A 13,404-nucleotide genomic window follows, 5' to 3' on the forward strand; every position below is an offset into this window, starting at 1 on the left:
TCCTCGATCCGCGCGCTTGAGCGCGCCATCGGGCCAACGGCCACGGCGCGACGGACGTTCCGAGGCTCGGGCCGCTCAGAAATCGACGGCGATGCCCTTCACCTCCCAATCGTCGTAGCGCACGGGCTCCAGGCCGCCGCGTCCCTGCCTCTCCCGCCGGGCCGCGATCTCGGCGGCTCGGGCATCGATGGCCGCGCGACGCTCGGCCGCCTCGGAGAGCGCCCGCTCGGCCGCGGGCGTCAGCCGCTTCGGCGACGCCGCCTCGGCGGGGCCCGACGCGTCCGTATCGCGTGTCCCTTGCCGTATCCCTTGCCGTGTCCCTTGCATTGTCTCTTGCATCGCGTCCGCTCTGGTGGGAGGGCGAGGCATTCCGGCCTCGGGGGCCGGCATGCGATGACGGGAAGTTAGGTTTCATGGCGCCACGCCGCAACGCGGACGCTCCGGCCGAGACTGGGGACAGGGAGGCCGCGGGGCTCGCCGCCCGGCGCGTGGCGCAGGGCGTAGTCGCCGATCTTCTCGGCAAGGGCCGTGGGCAGGCCCTGGAGGATGCCCTCGCGCAGGGCGCGCGCACTGCCGGTCTCGATGCGGCCGACGCGGGACTCGCCCGCGCCATCGCCACGGCGACGTTCCGGCGCCTCGGATACCTCGAGCGGGCCCTCGGGGCACGGATGGCGCAGGGCCTGCCCCGAAACGAGCCCCGCCTCCTGTCCCTCCTCGCCACCGGCGCCGCGCAGATCCTCGATCTCAACGTGCCCGACCATGCCGCGGTCGATCTCTCGGTGCGCCTCGCCAAGGGCGACCGGGCGCTCCAGCACCTCGCCGGGCTCGTGAATGCGGTCCTGCGGCGGGTCGTGCGCGAGCGCGACGCGATCCTGGCGGACGCGGACGCACCGCTCCGGCACAACACGCCGGACTGGCTCGCCTCGCGCTGGCGCGCGGCCTACGGCGAGGAGCGGGCGGCCGCGATCGCTGCCGCCCATCTGCGCGGGGCCGCGATCGACCTCACGATCCGGGCCACCCCCGAAAACTCCCTCGACATCTGGGCCGAGCGCCTCGGCGCCGTCGTGCTGCCGACGGGATCGCTCCGGTTGACGGACGTGCGGGCACCGGTCGCGGAGCTGTCCGGCTACGGCGAGGGGGCGTGGTGGGTCCAGGATGCGGCCGCGGCGATCCCCGCGCGGCTCCTCGCGCCGCGGGCGAACGAGCGGATCGCGGATCTGTGCGCGGCGCCCGGCGGCAAGACGGCCCAGCTCGCGGCCGCCGGCGCCCGGGTCACCGCGGTGGACCGCTCGGCACCGCGCCTGGAGCGCCTGCGCCAGAACCTCGCCCGCCTCGGCCTCGAGGCCGAGGTGCGGACGGGCGATGCCGTGGATATGCCGGAGACGGACGCGTTCGACGCCGTCCTCCTCGATGCGCCCTGTTCGGCAACCGGCACCATCCGGCGCCATCCGGACGTGGCCTGGACCAAGACCGGGGCGGATCTCGCGAAGCTGACGGCGCTGCAGGCGCGACTCCTCGACAGAGCGGCCTCGCTCGTCCGGCCCGGCGGACGGCTCGTCTACTGCACCTGCTCGCTGGAGCCGGAGGAGGGCGAGGCGCAGGTCGCGGCCTTCCTCGCCCGCCACGCGGCCTACGAGCGCGTGCCCGTCGAGCCGGGCGAAGTCGGCGGGCTGCCGGACTTGATCGGGGCGGAGGGCGATCTGCGGACGCTGCCGGCCCATCTCGGCGGCGCTGACCCGGCCGGTTTAGGCGGGATCGACGGCTTCTTCGCCAGCCGCCTGCGCCGCAGGGACTGAGTCCGGCGCGGGAACGAGACCTACAGCAGGCCGAGTTGTCCGCTCGGTCCGCCAGAACCGCCGCGGCGGGGCGTCGGACCGACGAGGATCCCGGCGCCCGAGACGGAGGCCTTGAAGGCGGCGATGTCGGCGTAGGCCTGGACCTGCGTCCTGAACCGAACCGGCGAGCAGATGACAGCGCCGGACCGATCGTCGATCAGAGTCCAGAACCAGAGACCACTCGAATCCTCGGAGATGTCGAAACGCATCGCACCGGTCCGCCTCGGGGACAGCCCCAGGGATACCGCAGAAAAAGTCTCGACGGGTAAATATCTTAGGCCGATCAAGGCTTAGCCGGCGCGACATCATCGATTCAGGCTCGTTGTCCCCGCAATCAACGCTGTCCACATCCCGCAATGCAGCAGAGCCGGTCCGCCCGACCCGCCGATGGGTGGGCGGGCTCCGCATTTGCAACCTTTGATCCGACCAGCGGTTGGAAGCCCTCACGCCGAATCACCTTCGGCAAGGAGACTTCATGAACAAGCTGATCCTCATCGGCGCTCTCGCGCTCACCACCTCGACGGCCGCCCTCGCCCAGGAGCGGGCGGTGCCGCCGCCGGGCACGTCGGGCACCGTCGTCACGCAGCAGCCGAACACCACCGGCAACAGCCGCGACGTCATCGTGGCGCCGGGCGCCACCGGCGCGGAGACCGCGACGACCAATTCCGCAGCGGGCGGAAATGCCGGCCAGCCGTCCCGCGCCGTGCCGCAGGGCAGCGCCGGCAGCAGCGGCGGATCGGGCGGCGGCCAGTAAGGGCCCGAGACGTCCCGTCAGGTTCCAGGACACGGAGGCTCGCAGCCTCACGAACGACATCCCGTCGCTGCGAGCCTCGTCACCATGTGCCGCCGCTTCGCCGGACAGCCGACGCCCGGCGGTGCGTGATCCGGGTCAGGGCTCGATCACGTCGAGGTCGCGTAGCCCGGCCCAGTGCTTCCACTGCTCCCAGGCTTCGTCGAGGCAAGCGGCGGCCTCGCTGCGCGAACCGGCGACGCCGCCGCGGCGGAAGGGCAGGGCGCCGATGTCGAGGCTCATGCCCCAGCCCCATTGCTCGGTCGCCGGATCGGCACTGATGCAGTCGATCCGCCCCACGATCAGGGCGCCGCTCGTCGCGAAATAGGTCTCGCGCGGGTGGTCCTGCAGCCGCGTGTAGACGAGTGCCGCCATGCCTGTCCTGCCCCGGGACGCCAGCGCGGGTTCGCTCGCACGGCCAGAGGCCCCGGATCGAACGCCGCATCGTTCCCGCATGACACAGCGTAAACGGATGGTTAAGAGGCCGCCTCTAGCTTCATCCGTCGGTGAGACCCGGCCGGGCGCATGCTGCGCTTCGCCGCCCGGTGAGGAGAACGCGTGCTCGGGGGGCCTGATCGCTGGCGCTTCTATCGGCTTGTCGGGCGCGAGATCGCGCGCTCGGTGCGGGCCGCCTCGGCGCGGCTGACGGCGCCGCCGGACATCCTCGCCCGCGTCCGCGTCACGGGCCTCATCATCGCGCCCCACGACCTGCGCACCAGCGACGCCACCTTCGCCGACGACATTTACGCGGGCCTTTTCGTGTTCGCGGGGCGGTCGCTCGCGGTGAGCGGCGGCTCGCCTTTCGATTACACGCCGCCCTCGCCGGAATGGGCGGAGGTGCTCTACGGGTTCGGCTGGCTGCGGCACCTGCGCGCCGCCGACACGGCGCTCGCCCGCGCCAATGCCCGCGCCTTCGTCGCCGATTTCATCGCCGGCCGCGGCGACCCGGCGCTGGCGCGCCCGACGCCGGTGGCCGCCCGCCGCCTGATCTCCTTCCTCAGCCAGTCGCCACTGGTTCTGGAGGGGGCCGACCGGACCTTCTACCAGAACTTCCTGCGCAACCTCGCGAAGTCCGCCCGCGAGCTGGAGCACGACCTGCGCCAAGGCGTGCCGCCGCAATGGCGGCTGCTGGCCGCCGTCGCCCTCTGCTACGCGGGGCTGTGCTGCGACGGCATCCAGCCGATCCTCAAGCGGGCGACCCGCATCCTGTCGCGGGAGCTCGACCGCCAGATCATGGCCGATGGCGGCCACCGCTCGCGCGATCCGCGCTTCGCGATGGAACTCCTGCTCGACCTGCTGCCTCTGCGGCAGAGCTATCTCAGCCGCAGCGTCGATCCGCCCGAGGCCCTGCTCCGGGCGATCGACCGGATGCTGCCACTGCTGCGGCTCCTGCGCCACGCCGACGCCTCGCTCAGCCACTTCAACGGCATGGGCGCTACCGCCGCCGACCATCTCGCGACGCTCCTCGTCTACGACGGGACGCTCGCCCAGCCGCTGATGCACGCGCCGCTCTCGGGCTACGAGCGCCTGGAGGGCGGCCGCCTCGTCGTGGTGGCCGATGTCGGGGCGCCGCCGCCGCTCGCCTACTCGCGCAACGCCTGCGCCGGCACCCTGTCCTTCGAGATGTCCAGCGGCCCGCAGCGCATCGTGGTGAATTGCGGCCTGCCGGAGAGCGGGGCCGAACTCCGGCGCCTCGCCCGCAGCACGCCGGCCCACTCGACGGCCTCGGTCGCCGACGCCTCGTCGAGCCACGTCCTCGCCGGGACCGGCTGGTGGGGCGAGCGCGCCGCCGCCGACTGGGTCTCCCGCCGGCTCGGGCCGATCCTCCTGCACGGCCCGTCCGAAGTGAAGTCCGAGCGTTTCACGGACGGGGGCGCCGAGGTGCTCGCCGCCCGCCACGACGGCTACGTGCGCGATCACGGCATCGTCCACGAGCGGCGCTGGCGCCTCATCGGCGCCGAGGGGCGCCTCGAGGGCGAGGACGCCTTCCTGCGCGCGGGCAATCGCCACCGGCCGGAGGAGGTGGCGATCCGCTTCCACCTGCATCCCTCGATCGTGATCAGCCCCGGTCCGGAGGGCGGCCTCGCCCTGGCCCTTCCCCTCGGCGAGGTCTGGGATTTCCGGGCGGAGGGCGCCGAGGTCGCCATCGAGGAGAGCGTCTACTTCGCGGGCCTGTCGGGCGCCCGGCGCACCGACCAGATCGTCCTGCACCTGCGGGTCGGCGACGGGGCCCGGGTGAGCTGGTCCTTCAGCCGCCGCGCGGCCGATCCCGCTGCGTGAGGCATGCTGGCCCGTGCGGCCGGATTCGTGCTACCGCGCCGCGAGATCGCCTGACTGCCTGTACGAGTTTCCGATGTCGCATGACCAGGTGCGGATCACCCGCGCGCTCCTCTCCGTCTCCGACAAGACGGGTCTCGTCGATTTCGCCCGCGCGCTCAGCGAGCGCGGCGTCGATCTCGTCTCCACCGGCGGCACCCACCGGGCCCTGAGCGAAGCGGGCCTGCCCGTCACCGAGGTCGCCGACCTGACGGGCTTCCCCGAGATGATGGACGGGCGCGTGAAGACGCTGCACCCGGCCGTCCACGGTGGCCTGCTCGCCGTGCGCGACAACCCCGAGCATCAGGCCGCGCTCGCTGCCCACGGCATCGGAGCGATCGACCTCTTGGTCGTGAATCTCTATCCCTTCGAGGCGACGATCGCGGCGGGGCGCGGCTACGACGATTGCATCGAGAACATCGATGTCGGTGGCCCTGCCATGATCCGGGCGGCCGCGAAGAACCACGCCGACGTCGCCGTGGTCACCGACGTTTCGGATTACGCCGACCTCCTCGCCGAGGTTCAGGCGGGCGCGGGCGCCCTGAGCGCCGCCACCCGGCGCCGGCTCGCGCAGAAGGCCTATGCCCGCACCGCCGCCTACGATGCGGCGATCGCGAACTGGCTCGCCGGGCAGGTCGAGGCACAGACGACACCCGCCTTCCGCGCCTTCGGCGGCAGCCTCGCGCAGGGTCTGCGCTACGGCGAGAACCCGCATCAGGCGGCGTCCTTCTACCGGGCGCCCGGGATCGTGCGGGCAGGCGTCGCGAGCGCCCGCCAGCTTCAGGGAAAAGAACTCTCCTACAACAACTTCAACGACACGGATGCGGCCTACGAGTGTGTCGCCGAGTTCGACCCGGCCCGCATCGCGGCGGTCGCCATCATCAAGCACGCCAATCCCTGCGGCGTCGCCGAGGGGGAGAGCCTGCTCGCGGCCTACGAGCGGGCCCTCGCCTGTGATCCGACCTCCGCCTTCGGCGGCATCGTGGCGCTGAACCGCACGCTCGACGCGGAGGCCGCGCGGAAGATCGTCGAGATCTTCACGGAGGTGATCATCGCCCCCGACGCCACGGAGGAGGCGATCGCGATCGTCGCGGCCAAGAAGAACCTGCGGTTGTTGCTGGCCGGGGGCCTGCCGGATCCGCGCGCGCCCGGCGAGACCGTGCGCAGCCTCTCGGGCGGCCTCCTCGTCCAGGGCCGGGACAACGCCGTCGTCGACGACATGCCGCTCTCCATCGTCACGAAGCGGGCGCCGACCGAGGCCGAATCCGCCGATCTCCGCTTCGCCTATCGGGTCGCCAAGCACGTGAAGTCGAACGCCATCGTCTACGCCCGGGGCGGTGCCACGGTCGGGATCGGCGCGGGGCAGATGTCGCGGATCGATTCCTCCCGCATCGCGGCCTGGAAGGCCGCCGAGGGGGCCCGGAACCTCGGCCTCGCCGAGAGCCTCGCCAAGGGCGCCGTCGTCGCCTCGGACGCCTTCTTCCCGTTCGCGGACGGGTTGCTGGCGGCGGCCGAGGCGGGCGCCACCGCGGTGATCCAGCCCGGCGGCTCGATGCGAGACGCGGAGGTGATCGCGGCGGCCGACGCGGCGGGGCTCGCCATGGTGTTCACTGGGCACCGCCACTTCCGCCACTGAGCTGCCACCTGCGCCGCGAGCCTGTCGAGCGCGGGTTCCCTCTCGTTCCGAGAGGGACAGGGTGAGGGGTGCGACCTCTCCGGATAGACCTGATCCCTGACCCGCTCGGCCTCCTCCGACTCGACCTCTCCCGGACGGGAGAGGTGGGACGGCGCGAAACGAGAAAGGCCCCGCCTCGCGGCGGGGCCTTCGCGTATCGCGGTCCGCGGATCCTGCCTCAGGCGAGGATGTCGCGGTCCTTGGTCTCCGGGATGAAGAGCAGGCCGATCACGAAGGTGAACAGCGCGATCACGATCGGGTACCAGAGGCCGTAATAGATGTCGCCGGTCTGGGCCACCATCGCGAAGGCGGTGGCGGGCAGGAGGCCGCCGAACCAGCCGTTGCCGATGTGGTACGGCAGGGACATCGAGGTGTAGCGGATGCGCGTCGGGAAGAGTTCCACCAGCGCCGCCGCGATCGGCCCGTAGACCATCGTCACGTAGAAGACGAGGATCGTCAGGATGCCGATCACCATCAGCTTCTGACCGGTGAACACGTCGAGCGGGTTTCCGGCCTTGATCACGGTCGGGTTGTTGGTGGCCGACGGGTAGCCCGCCTCCGTCAGCGCCGCCGGGACCGCCTTGGCGAAGTTCGGATCCGCCACGGGGAAGTCCTTGCCGTTGATGCTCACCACCGTCGGCGTGCCCGCGGGCTGCGCCTCGGTGGTGTAGCTCACGGCGCTGCGGGCGAGCAGCGCCTTGGCGACGTCGCACTCCTTCGTGAACTTGGCCGTGCCGACCGGGTTGAACTGGAACGAGCAATCGGCCGGGTTCGTCTTCACCACCACCGGCACGTTCGACTGCGCCGCGTAGAGCGCCGGGTTGGCGTTCGCGGTGAGCTGGTGGAACAGCGGGAAGTAGGTGAGCGCCGCGATGAGGCAGCCGCCGAGGATGATCGGCTTGCGGCCGATCTTGTCGGAGAGCGCGCCGAAGAACAGGAACCCGCCTGTGGCCAGGATCAGCGACCACGCGATCATCACGTTGGCCGTGAACTGGTCGACCTTCAGGATGCTCTGCAGGAAGAACAGCGCGTAGAACTGGCCCGTGTACCAGACCACGGCCTGGCCCGCGGTGAGGCCCAGCAGCGCGAGCAGCGCCCACTTGGCGTTCTTCCACTGGCCGAACGCCTCCGAGAGCGGAGCCTTCGAGTGCGTGCCCTCGGCCTTCATCTTCTGGAAGGCCGGGCTCTCGTTCATCTGAAGCCGGATCCAGACCGAGATGGCGAGCAGGGCCACCGAGACGAGGAACGGGATGCGCCAGCCCCAGACCTGGAAGGCGGTGAGCGTCGTCGTCGTGCCGTCGGCGTTCGTCACCACGGTCGGCGCGTAGGCGTTGTTCACGTAGCCCTGCGTCGAGAGGATGATGATCAGCGAGAGCAGCAGGCCGAGCGTCGCCGTCGTCTGGATGAAGGCGGTGTAGAAGCCGCGGCGCCCGCGCGGGGCGTGCTCGGCGACGTAGACCGCGGCGCCGCCGTACTCGCCGCCCAGCGCGAGGCCCTGGAGCATGCGGAGCGCCAGCAGCGTGACGGGGGCGATCCAGCCGACGCCGTAGCTGTTCAGCGTCGCGTAGGAGGGCAGCAGACCGACGCAGAAGGTCGAGATGCCCATGATCAGGATGGTGACGAGGAAGGTGTACTTGCGGCCGACCATGTCGCCGAGGCGGCCGAAGACGAGGGCGCCGAACGGGCGCACCAGGAAGCCTGCCGCGAAGGCGAGCAGCGCGAAGATGTTGCGCGTCGCTTCCGGGTAGGCGGAGAAGAACTGCGCGCCGATGATCGCGGCGAGCGAGCCATACAGGTAGAAGTCGTACCACTCGAAGACGGTGCCGAGCGAGGAGGCCAGGATGACCTTCTTCTCGCCCGCGGTCATCGGTCTTGTTGCTTCGTCCGCCCGCGGTACTGCGGTTCCCACAGCCATCTCGGCCCCTCCATCCATGGTGACTTCGGATTCCGCCTTTGCCGGCGGTCCGGATTGGGACGGCACGCGGCCGCCCGTGGCGCTGCACAAGGCCGGCCGACAATTCAACTGCAAGATGCAGCCATTCGCCCGTCCGAACCAGACGATAGCGCAAGCCACAGCCTTGCCCAATAGATGAACGGAGCGAAAGGATTACCGATCGCGCCTTAGCAACAAGGATTGCGGGCGCCTGTAACCGGTTTTCGCGGGTGCCCACCAAGAAAAAGGGCGTGACTTGCGCCACGCCCCCTCATCGAGCCGGGCCCGGACGGCCGCGCCCCGTCTCAGTGCGCGTGCGCCAGCGCCGCGCCGATACCGGTCTCCGAGCGCACGTATTGGGCATCGAAGGCGGCCCGCTCGCGGCGGGCGCGCGCCGTGTTGTCGAGCTTCGAGACGAGCCAGATCGTGACGAAGGCGAGCGGCATCGAGAACAGGGCCGGGTTGGCGTAAGGGAAGAGCGCGGCCGGCTGGCCGAACGTCTTCACCCAGACCGCGTCCGAGAGCACCACCATCACCACCGCCGCGACGAGGCCGACGAGGCCCCCGGTCAGTGCACCCCAGGTCGTCGTGCCCCGCCACAGGATCGACATGGCGAGCACGGGGAAGTTGCAGCTTGCCGCCACGGAGAAGGCGAGCCCGACCATGAAGGCGACGTTCTGGTTCTCGAAGATGTAGCCGAGCACGATCGCCACGATGCCGATCGCGACCGCCGAGATCTTCGAGAGGTTCACCTCGTGCTTCTCGGTGGTGCGTCCGCGGGCGATGACCTGCGCATAGAGATCGTGGCTCACCGCCGAGGCGCCGGCCAGCGTCAGGCCCGCCACCACCGCGAGGATGGTCGCGAAGGCCACCGCCGAGATGAAGCCGAGGAAGTACGGGCCGCCGACCGCGTTGGCGAGATTGACGGCGACCATGTTGGTGCCGCCGACCATGTCCTTGAGCTTGTCGAAGGAGCCACCAGCGCCGAGCTTGAAGTAGCTCGGGTCCGACATCAGCAGGGCGATGCCGCCGAAGCCGATGATGAAGGTCAGGATATAGAAATAGCCGATCAGGCCGGTGGCGTAGAACACCGACTTCCGTGCGGCCTGCGCGTCCGAGACCGTGAAGAAGCGCATCAGGATGTGCGGAAGGCCCGCCGTGCCGAACATCAGGCCGACGCCGAGGGAGATCGAGTCGATCGGGTTCGACACGAGGCCGCCGGGCGCCATGATCGCGTCGCCCTTCGGGTGGGTCTGAACGGCCGCCGCGAACAGGGCCTCGGGGTTGAAGCCGTATTTGTAGAGCACGGCGCCCGCCATGAAGCTCGCGCCGCCGAGCAAAAGGCAGGCCTTGATGACCTGCACCCAGGTCGTCGCCTTCATGCCGCCGAAGGCGACGTAGATGATCATCAGGGCGCCGACGATCACCACCGCGTAGAGATAGGGCAGGCCGAACAGGAGTTGGATCAGCTTCCCCGCGCCGACCATCTGGGCGATCAGGTAGAAAGCCACCACCACGAGCGTGCCGGTGGCCGAGATGATGCGGATCGCGGTCTGGTCGAGGCGGAAGCTCGCGACATCCGCGAAGGTGAACTTGCCGAGGTTGCGCAGGCGCTCCGCGATCAGGAACAGCACGATCGGCCAGCCGACGAGGAAGCCGGTGGAGTAGATCAGCCCGTCGAAGCCCGAGGTGTAGACGAGACCGGAGATGCCGAGGAACGAGGCGGCCGACATGTAGTCGCCGGCGATCGCCAGCGAGTTGGTGCCCGCCGAGATGCCGCCGCCGGCCGCGTAGAAATCGGCCGCCGACTTGGTGCCCTTAGCGGCACGGTACGTGATGCCCAGCGTGAACAGCACGAAGAACAGGAACATGCCGATGGCCGGCCAGTTCGTGGCCTGCTGCTGGACGGCGCCGAGATCGGGACCGGCCGCGAGCGCGGCCGTGGCGGCGAGCGCGGCCGTGGCGGCGAGCGCGGCCGTGGCGGCGAGCGGGAGCGAGGCCGTGATGAGGAGGGCGGAGAGGCGGGTCATCGGCCGAGGCTCCGCTCGAGTTCGGCGGTCAGCGCGTCGTAGCGCCCGTTGGCGCGCACAACGTAGATGCCCGTGAGGATGAAGGCGAAGACGATGACGCCGACGCCGAGGAACAGGCCGAGCGAGGCGGTGCCGCCGCCGACTTTGGTGGCGAGCAGGGCCTTGTCGAAGGCGATGAGGCCGATGAAGCCGAAATAGACCACCAGCATCAGCCCGGTCAGGATCCAGCCGAAGCGCGTGCGCTCGTGGACGAGGGTCTGGAAGGTGGGGTTGCGGACGATCCGTTCGTACTGGGGATCGGTCTCGATGCCTGGGACCGCGGGTTTGCCGTGCAGGCGGGGATCGACGATCCCCGAAGCCGTGGATGTGCTCATGGAATTTCCTCCGCCGGAGACTGGATCTCTGGCGGATCCGTCTGCCTCCGGACACTGATCGACGGGAACGCCGGCCAGCCCGCAACGCGCCCATGACGAAGGCGCCGCCCTCCGCCGCCGATGGCGGAGGTGCTCTCTCGCGGGAGACTACTCGTGTCGGATCGATGCGAAGAGCCGGGCGGCGCGGCGCCGCCCGGACCGGTCTCGGCTCAGCGGGTCCGGTTCTGCCGGTTCTCGATGAGGTCGTCGACGACCGCCGGCTCGGCCAGCGTCGAGGTGTCGCCGAGGGAGGAGAACTCGTCCTCGGCGATCTTGCGCAGGATGCGGCGCATGATCTTGCCGGAACGGGTCTTCGGCAGGCCGGGGGCGAACTGGATCAGGTCCGGCGAGGCGATCGGGCCGATGTCCTTGCGGACCCAGGCGACGAGTTCCTTGCGCAGCCCGTCGTCGCCCTCCTCGCCCTCGTTGAGGGTGACGTAGGCGTAGATGCCCTGGCCCTTCAGGGTGTGGGGGTAGCCTACCACCGCGGCCTCGGCGACCTTCGGATGCGCCACGAGAGAGGATTCGACCTCCGCCGTGCCCATGCGGTGGCCCGAGACGTTGATGACGTCGTCGACCCGGCCTGTGATCCAGTAATAGCCATCGGCGTCGCGCCGCGCCCCGTCACCGGTGAAGTAATTGCCCGGATAGGTCGAGAAGTAGGTCTGCTCGAAGCGCTCGTGATCGCCGTAGACCGTGCGCATCTGGCCGGGCCAGGAATCCTTGATGCAGAGGTTGCCCTCGCAAGGCCCGTCGAGGACCTTGCCCTCGGCGTCGACCATGATCGGCTGCACGCCGAAGAAGGGGCGCGTCGCGGAGCCCGGCTTCAGGTTGGTGGCACCCGGCAGCGGCGAGATCAGGATGCCGCCGGTCTCGGTCTGCCACCACGTGTCGACGATGGGGCAGCGGCTGTCGCCGACGACGCGGTAGTACCACTCCCAGGCTTCCGGGTTGATCGGCTCGCCGACGGATCCGAGCACCCGCAGGGTCTCGCGGGAGGTCTTCTTCACCGGGCCCTCGCCGCCGCCCATGAGCGAGCGGATCGCGGTCGGCGCCGTGTAGAAGATGTTGACCTTGTGCTTGTCGACGACCTCCCAGAAACGCGCGTTCGACGGGTAGGTCGGGATGCCCTCGAACATCAGCGTCGTGGCGCCGTTGGCGAGCGGCCCGTACAGGATGTAGCTATGGCCGGTGACCCAGCCGACATCGGCCGTGCACCAATAGACCTCGCCGTCGCGGTAATCGAAGACGTATTTGTGGGTCATCGAGGCGTAGACGAGGTAGCCGCCCGTGGTGTGCACGACACCCTTGGGCTGGCCCGTCGAGCCCGAGGTGTAGAGGATGAAGAGCGGGTGCTCGGCCTCGACGGCTTCCGCCGGGCATTCGTCGGTCACCTGCTCGGCGGCCTCGTGGTAGTAGACGTCGCGGCCCGGCTCCATGGCGACGTCGGAGCCCGTGCGGCGCACCACGATGACGTGGTCGACGATCTCCGAGCCGAGGCGCTGGATGGCGGCGTCGACATTGGCCTTGAGAGGCACCTTGCGGCCGCCGCGCAGGCCCTCGTCCGCCGTGATCACGACCTTCGAGGCGCAGCCCTCGATGCGGCCGGCGAGCGAATCCGGCGAGAAGCCGCCGAACACCACCGAGTGGATCGCCCCGAGCCGGGCGCAGGCCAGCATCGCGTAGGCAGCCTCGGGGATCATCGGCAGGTAGATCGTGACGCGGTCGCCCTTCTCCACGCCACGGTTGCGCAGGACGTTGGCCATCCGGCAGACCTGAGCATGCAACTCGCGGTAGGTGATGTGCTTCGACTCGTTCGGGTCGTCGCCTTCCCAGATGATGGCGGTCTGGTCGCCGCGGGTCGCGAGATGACGGTCGATGCAATTGTGCGCGACGTTCGTCGTGCCGTCCTCGAACCATTTGATCGAGATGTTGCCCGGCTCGAAGCTCGTGTTCTTCACGCGGGTGAAGAGCTTCGACCAGTCGATGCGCTTGCCGTGCTCGCCCCAGAACGCGTCTGGGTTCTCGACCGACGCCTGGTACATCTCAAGGTACTTGGCATTGTCGACATGGGCGCCCTCGCGCCAGCTATCGCGGACCTCGACCAGCTTCTCGTCCATCGCGTCTCTTCCCTGAGTGGCGCCCGATCGTATCGCGGATCCTTCCGCGCAGCCGGGACTTCCAAGACTTGTCTTAATGCTCGACAGAGACCTGCCGCAAGCGCTCAACCGACCCGCAGAATAGGTTGGACACAATACAACTCTGCTATGCGGCCGGGTTCCGGCCTGTCAAGCTGGGTGAAAGTCCGATTGCGCACCGCGAAAGGGCCTGACCGGGCCCGTTTTCGGCCGGCGGCGGAAGCCGCACGAAGACGTACAACGCCGAGCCCGCTGCCAAGGCTCCATCGCGTAC

Annotated in this window: 12 protein-coding genes; 5 read left to right on the forward strand and 7 right to left on the reverse strand. The window is 69.8% G+C overall.

The window, feature by feature from the left end:
• Positions 1-75: 75 nt before the first annotated feature.
• Entirely contained in the window at positions 76-339 is a 264-nt protein-coding gene (locus DK389_RS19965) for a DUF1674 domain-containing protein (protein ID WP_236960190.1), read from the reverse strand.
• Positions 340-413: 74 nt separating this feature from the next.
• Between DK389_RS19965 and DK389_RS19970 the strand changes: the two genes are divergently transcribed.
• A complete protein-coding gene (locus tag DK389_RS19970) occupies positions 414-1,796 on the forward strand; it encodes an RsmB/NOP family class I SAM-dependent RNA methyltransferase (RefSeq protein WP_109892156.1) in 1,383 nt (460 codons plus the stop codon).
• 20 nt (positions 1,797-1,816) lie between these two features.
• On the opposite strand, the gene DK389_RS19975 is transcribed toward DK389_RS19970, so the two are convergent.
• A complete protein-coding gene (locus DK389_RS19975) occupies positions 1,817-2,044 on the reverse strand; it encodes a hypothetical protein (RefSeq protein ID WP_109892158.1) in 228 nt (75 codons plus the stop codon).
• Positions 2,045-2,310: 266 nt separating this feature from the next.
• Between DK389_RS19975 and DK389_RS19980 the strand changes: the two genes are divergently transcribed.
• Positions 2,311-2,589 carry a hypothetical protein gene (locus DK389_RS19980; protein ID WP_109892160.1) on the forward strand — a complete coding sequence of 93 codons (279 nt, stop codon included), beginning with the start codon at positions 2,311-2,313 and terminating at the stop codon, positions 2,587-2,589.
• Positions 2,590-2,724: 135 nt separating this feature from the next.
• On the opposite strand, the gene DK389_RS19985 is transcribed toward DK389_RS19980, so the two are convergent.
• Positions 2,725-3,000: a hypothetical protein gene (locus tag DK389_RS19985; protein ID WP_109892162.1), complete on the reverse strand. Its 276-nt coding sequence runs from the start codon at positions 2,998-3,000 to the stop codon at positions 2,725-2,727.
• A gap of 183 nt (positions 3,001-3,183) precedes the next feature.
• On the opposite strand from DK389_RS19985, the gene DK389_RS19990 reads away from it, so the two are divergent.
• Both DK389_RS19990 and purH read left to right on the forward strand, forming a co-directional pair.
• A complete protein-coding gene (locus tag DK389_RS19990; protein ID WP_109892164.1) occupies positions 3,184-4,905 on the forward strand; it encodes a heparinase II/III family protein in 1,722 nt (573 codons plus the stop codon).
• 73 nt (positions 4,906-4,978) lie between these two features.
• Positions 4,979-6,577, forward strand: a complete 1,599-nt coding sequence (purH, locus tag DK389_RS19995) for a bifunctional phosphoribosylaminoimidazolecarboxamide formyltransferase/IMP cyclohydrolase (protein WP_109892166.1) — start codon at positions 4,979-4,981, stop codon at positions 6,575-6,577.
• 217 nt (positions 6,578-6,794) lie between these two features.
• Here purH and DK389_RS20000 read toward each other — a convergent pair whose 3' ends face one another.
• Positions 6,795-8,531: an MFS transporter gene (locus DK389_RS20000; protein WP_109896628.1), complete on the reverse strand. Its 1,737-nt coding sequence runs from the start codon at positions 8,529-8,531 to the stop codon at positions 6,795-6,797.
• On the opposite strand from DK389_RS20000, the gene DK389_RS32620 reads away from it, so the two are divergent.
• Positions 8,458-8,709: a hypothetical protein gene (locus DK389_RS32620; protein WP_162560412.1), complete on the forward strand. Its 252-nt coding sequence runs from the start codon at positions 8,458-8,460 to the stop codon at positions 8,707-8,709. The genes DK389_RS20000 and DK389_RS32620 overlap by 74 nt on opposite strands.
• A 145-nt stretch (positions 8,710-8,854) precedes the next feature.
• Here the strand turns inward: DK389_RS32620 and DK389_RS20005 are convergent, their stop codons facing one another.
• The 3 genes from DK389_RS20005 to acs form a co-directional block, all read right to left on the reverse strand.
• Positions 8,855-10,579, reverse strand: a complete 1,725-nt coding sequence (locus tag DK389_RS20005; RefSeq protein WP_236960191.1) for a cation acetate symporter — start codon at positions 10,577-10,579, stop codon at positions 8,855-8,857.
• The gene (locus DK389_RS20010) at positions 10,576-10,953 is read right to left on the reverse strand and encodes a DUF485 domain-containing protein (RefSeq protein ID WP_109892168.1); all 378 of its coding nucleotides are present in this window, start codon (positions 10,951-10,953) and stop codon (positions 10,576-10,578) included. The genes DK389_RS20005 and DK389_RS20010 overlap by 4 nt, the downstream gene beginning before the upstream one ends.
• Positions 10,954-11,162: 209 nt before the next feature.
• A complete protein-coding gene (acs, locus tag DK389_RS20015; RefSeq protein ID WP_109892170.1) occupies positions 11,163-13,112 on the reverse strand; it encodes an acetate--CoA ligase in 1,950 nt (649 codons plus the stop codon).
• Positions 13,113-13,404: the final 292 nt, after the last annotated feature.

The organism is Methylobacterium durans (assembly GCF_003173715.1).
Classification (GTDB): Bacteria; Pseudomonadota; Alphaproteobacteria; order Rhizobiales; family Beijerinckiaceae; genus Methylobacterium; species Methylobacterium durans.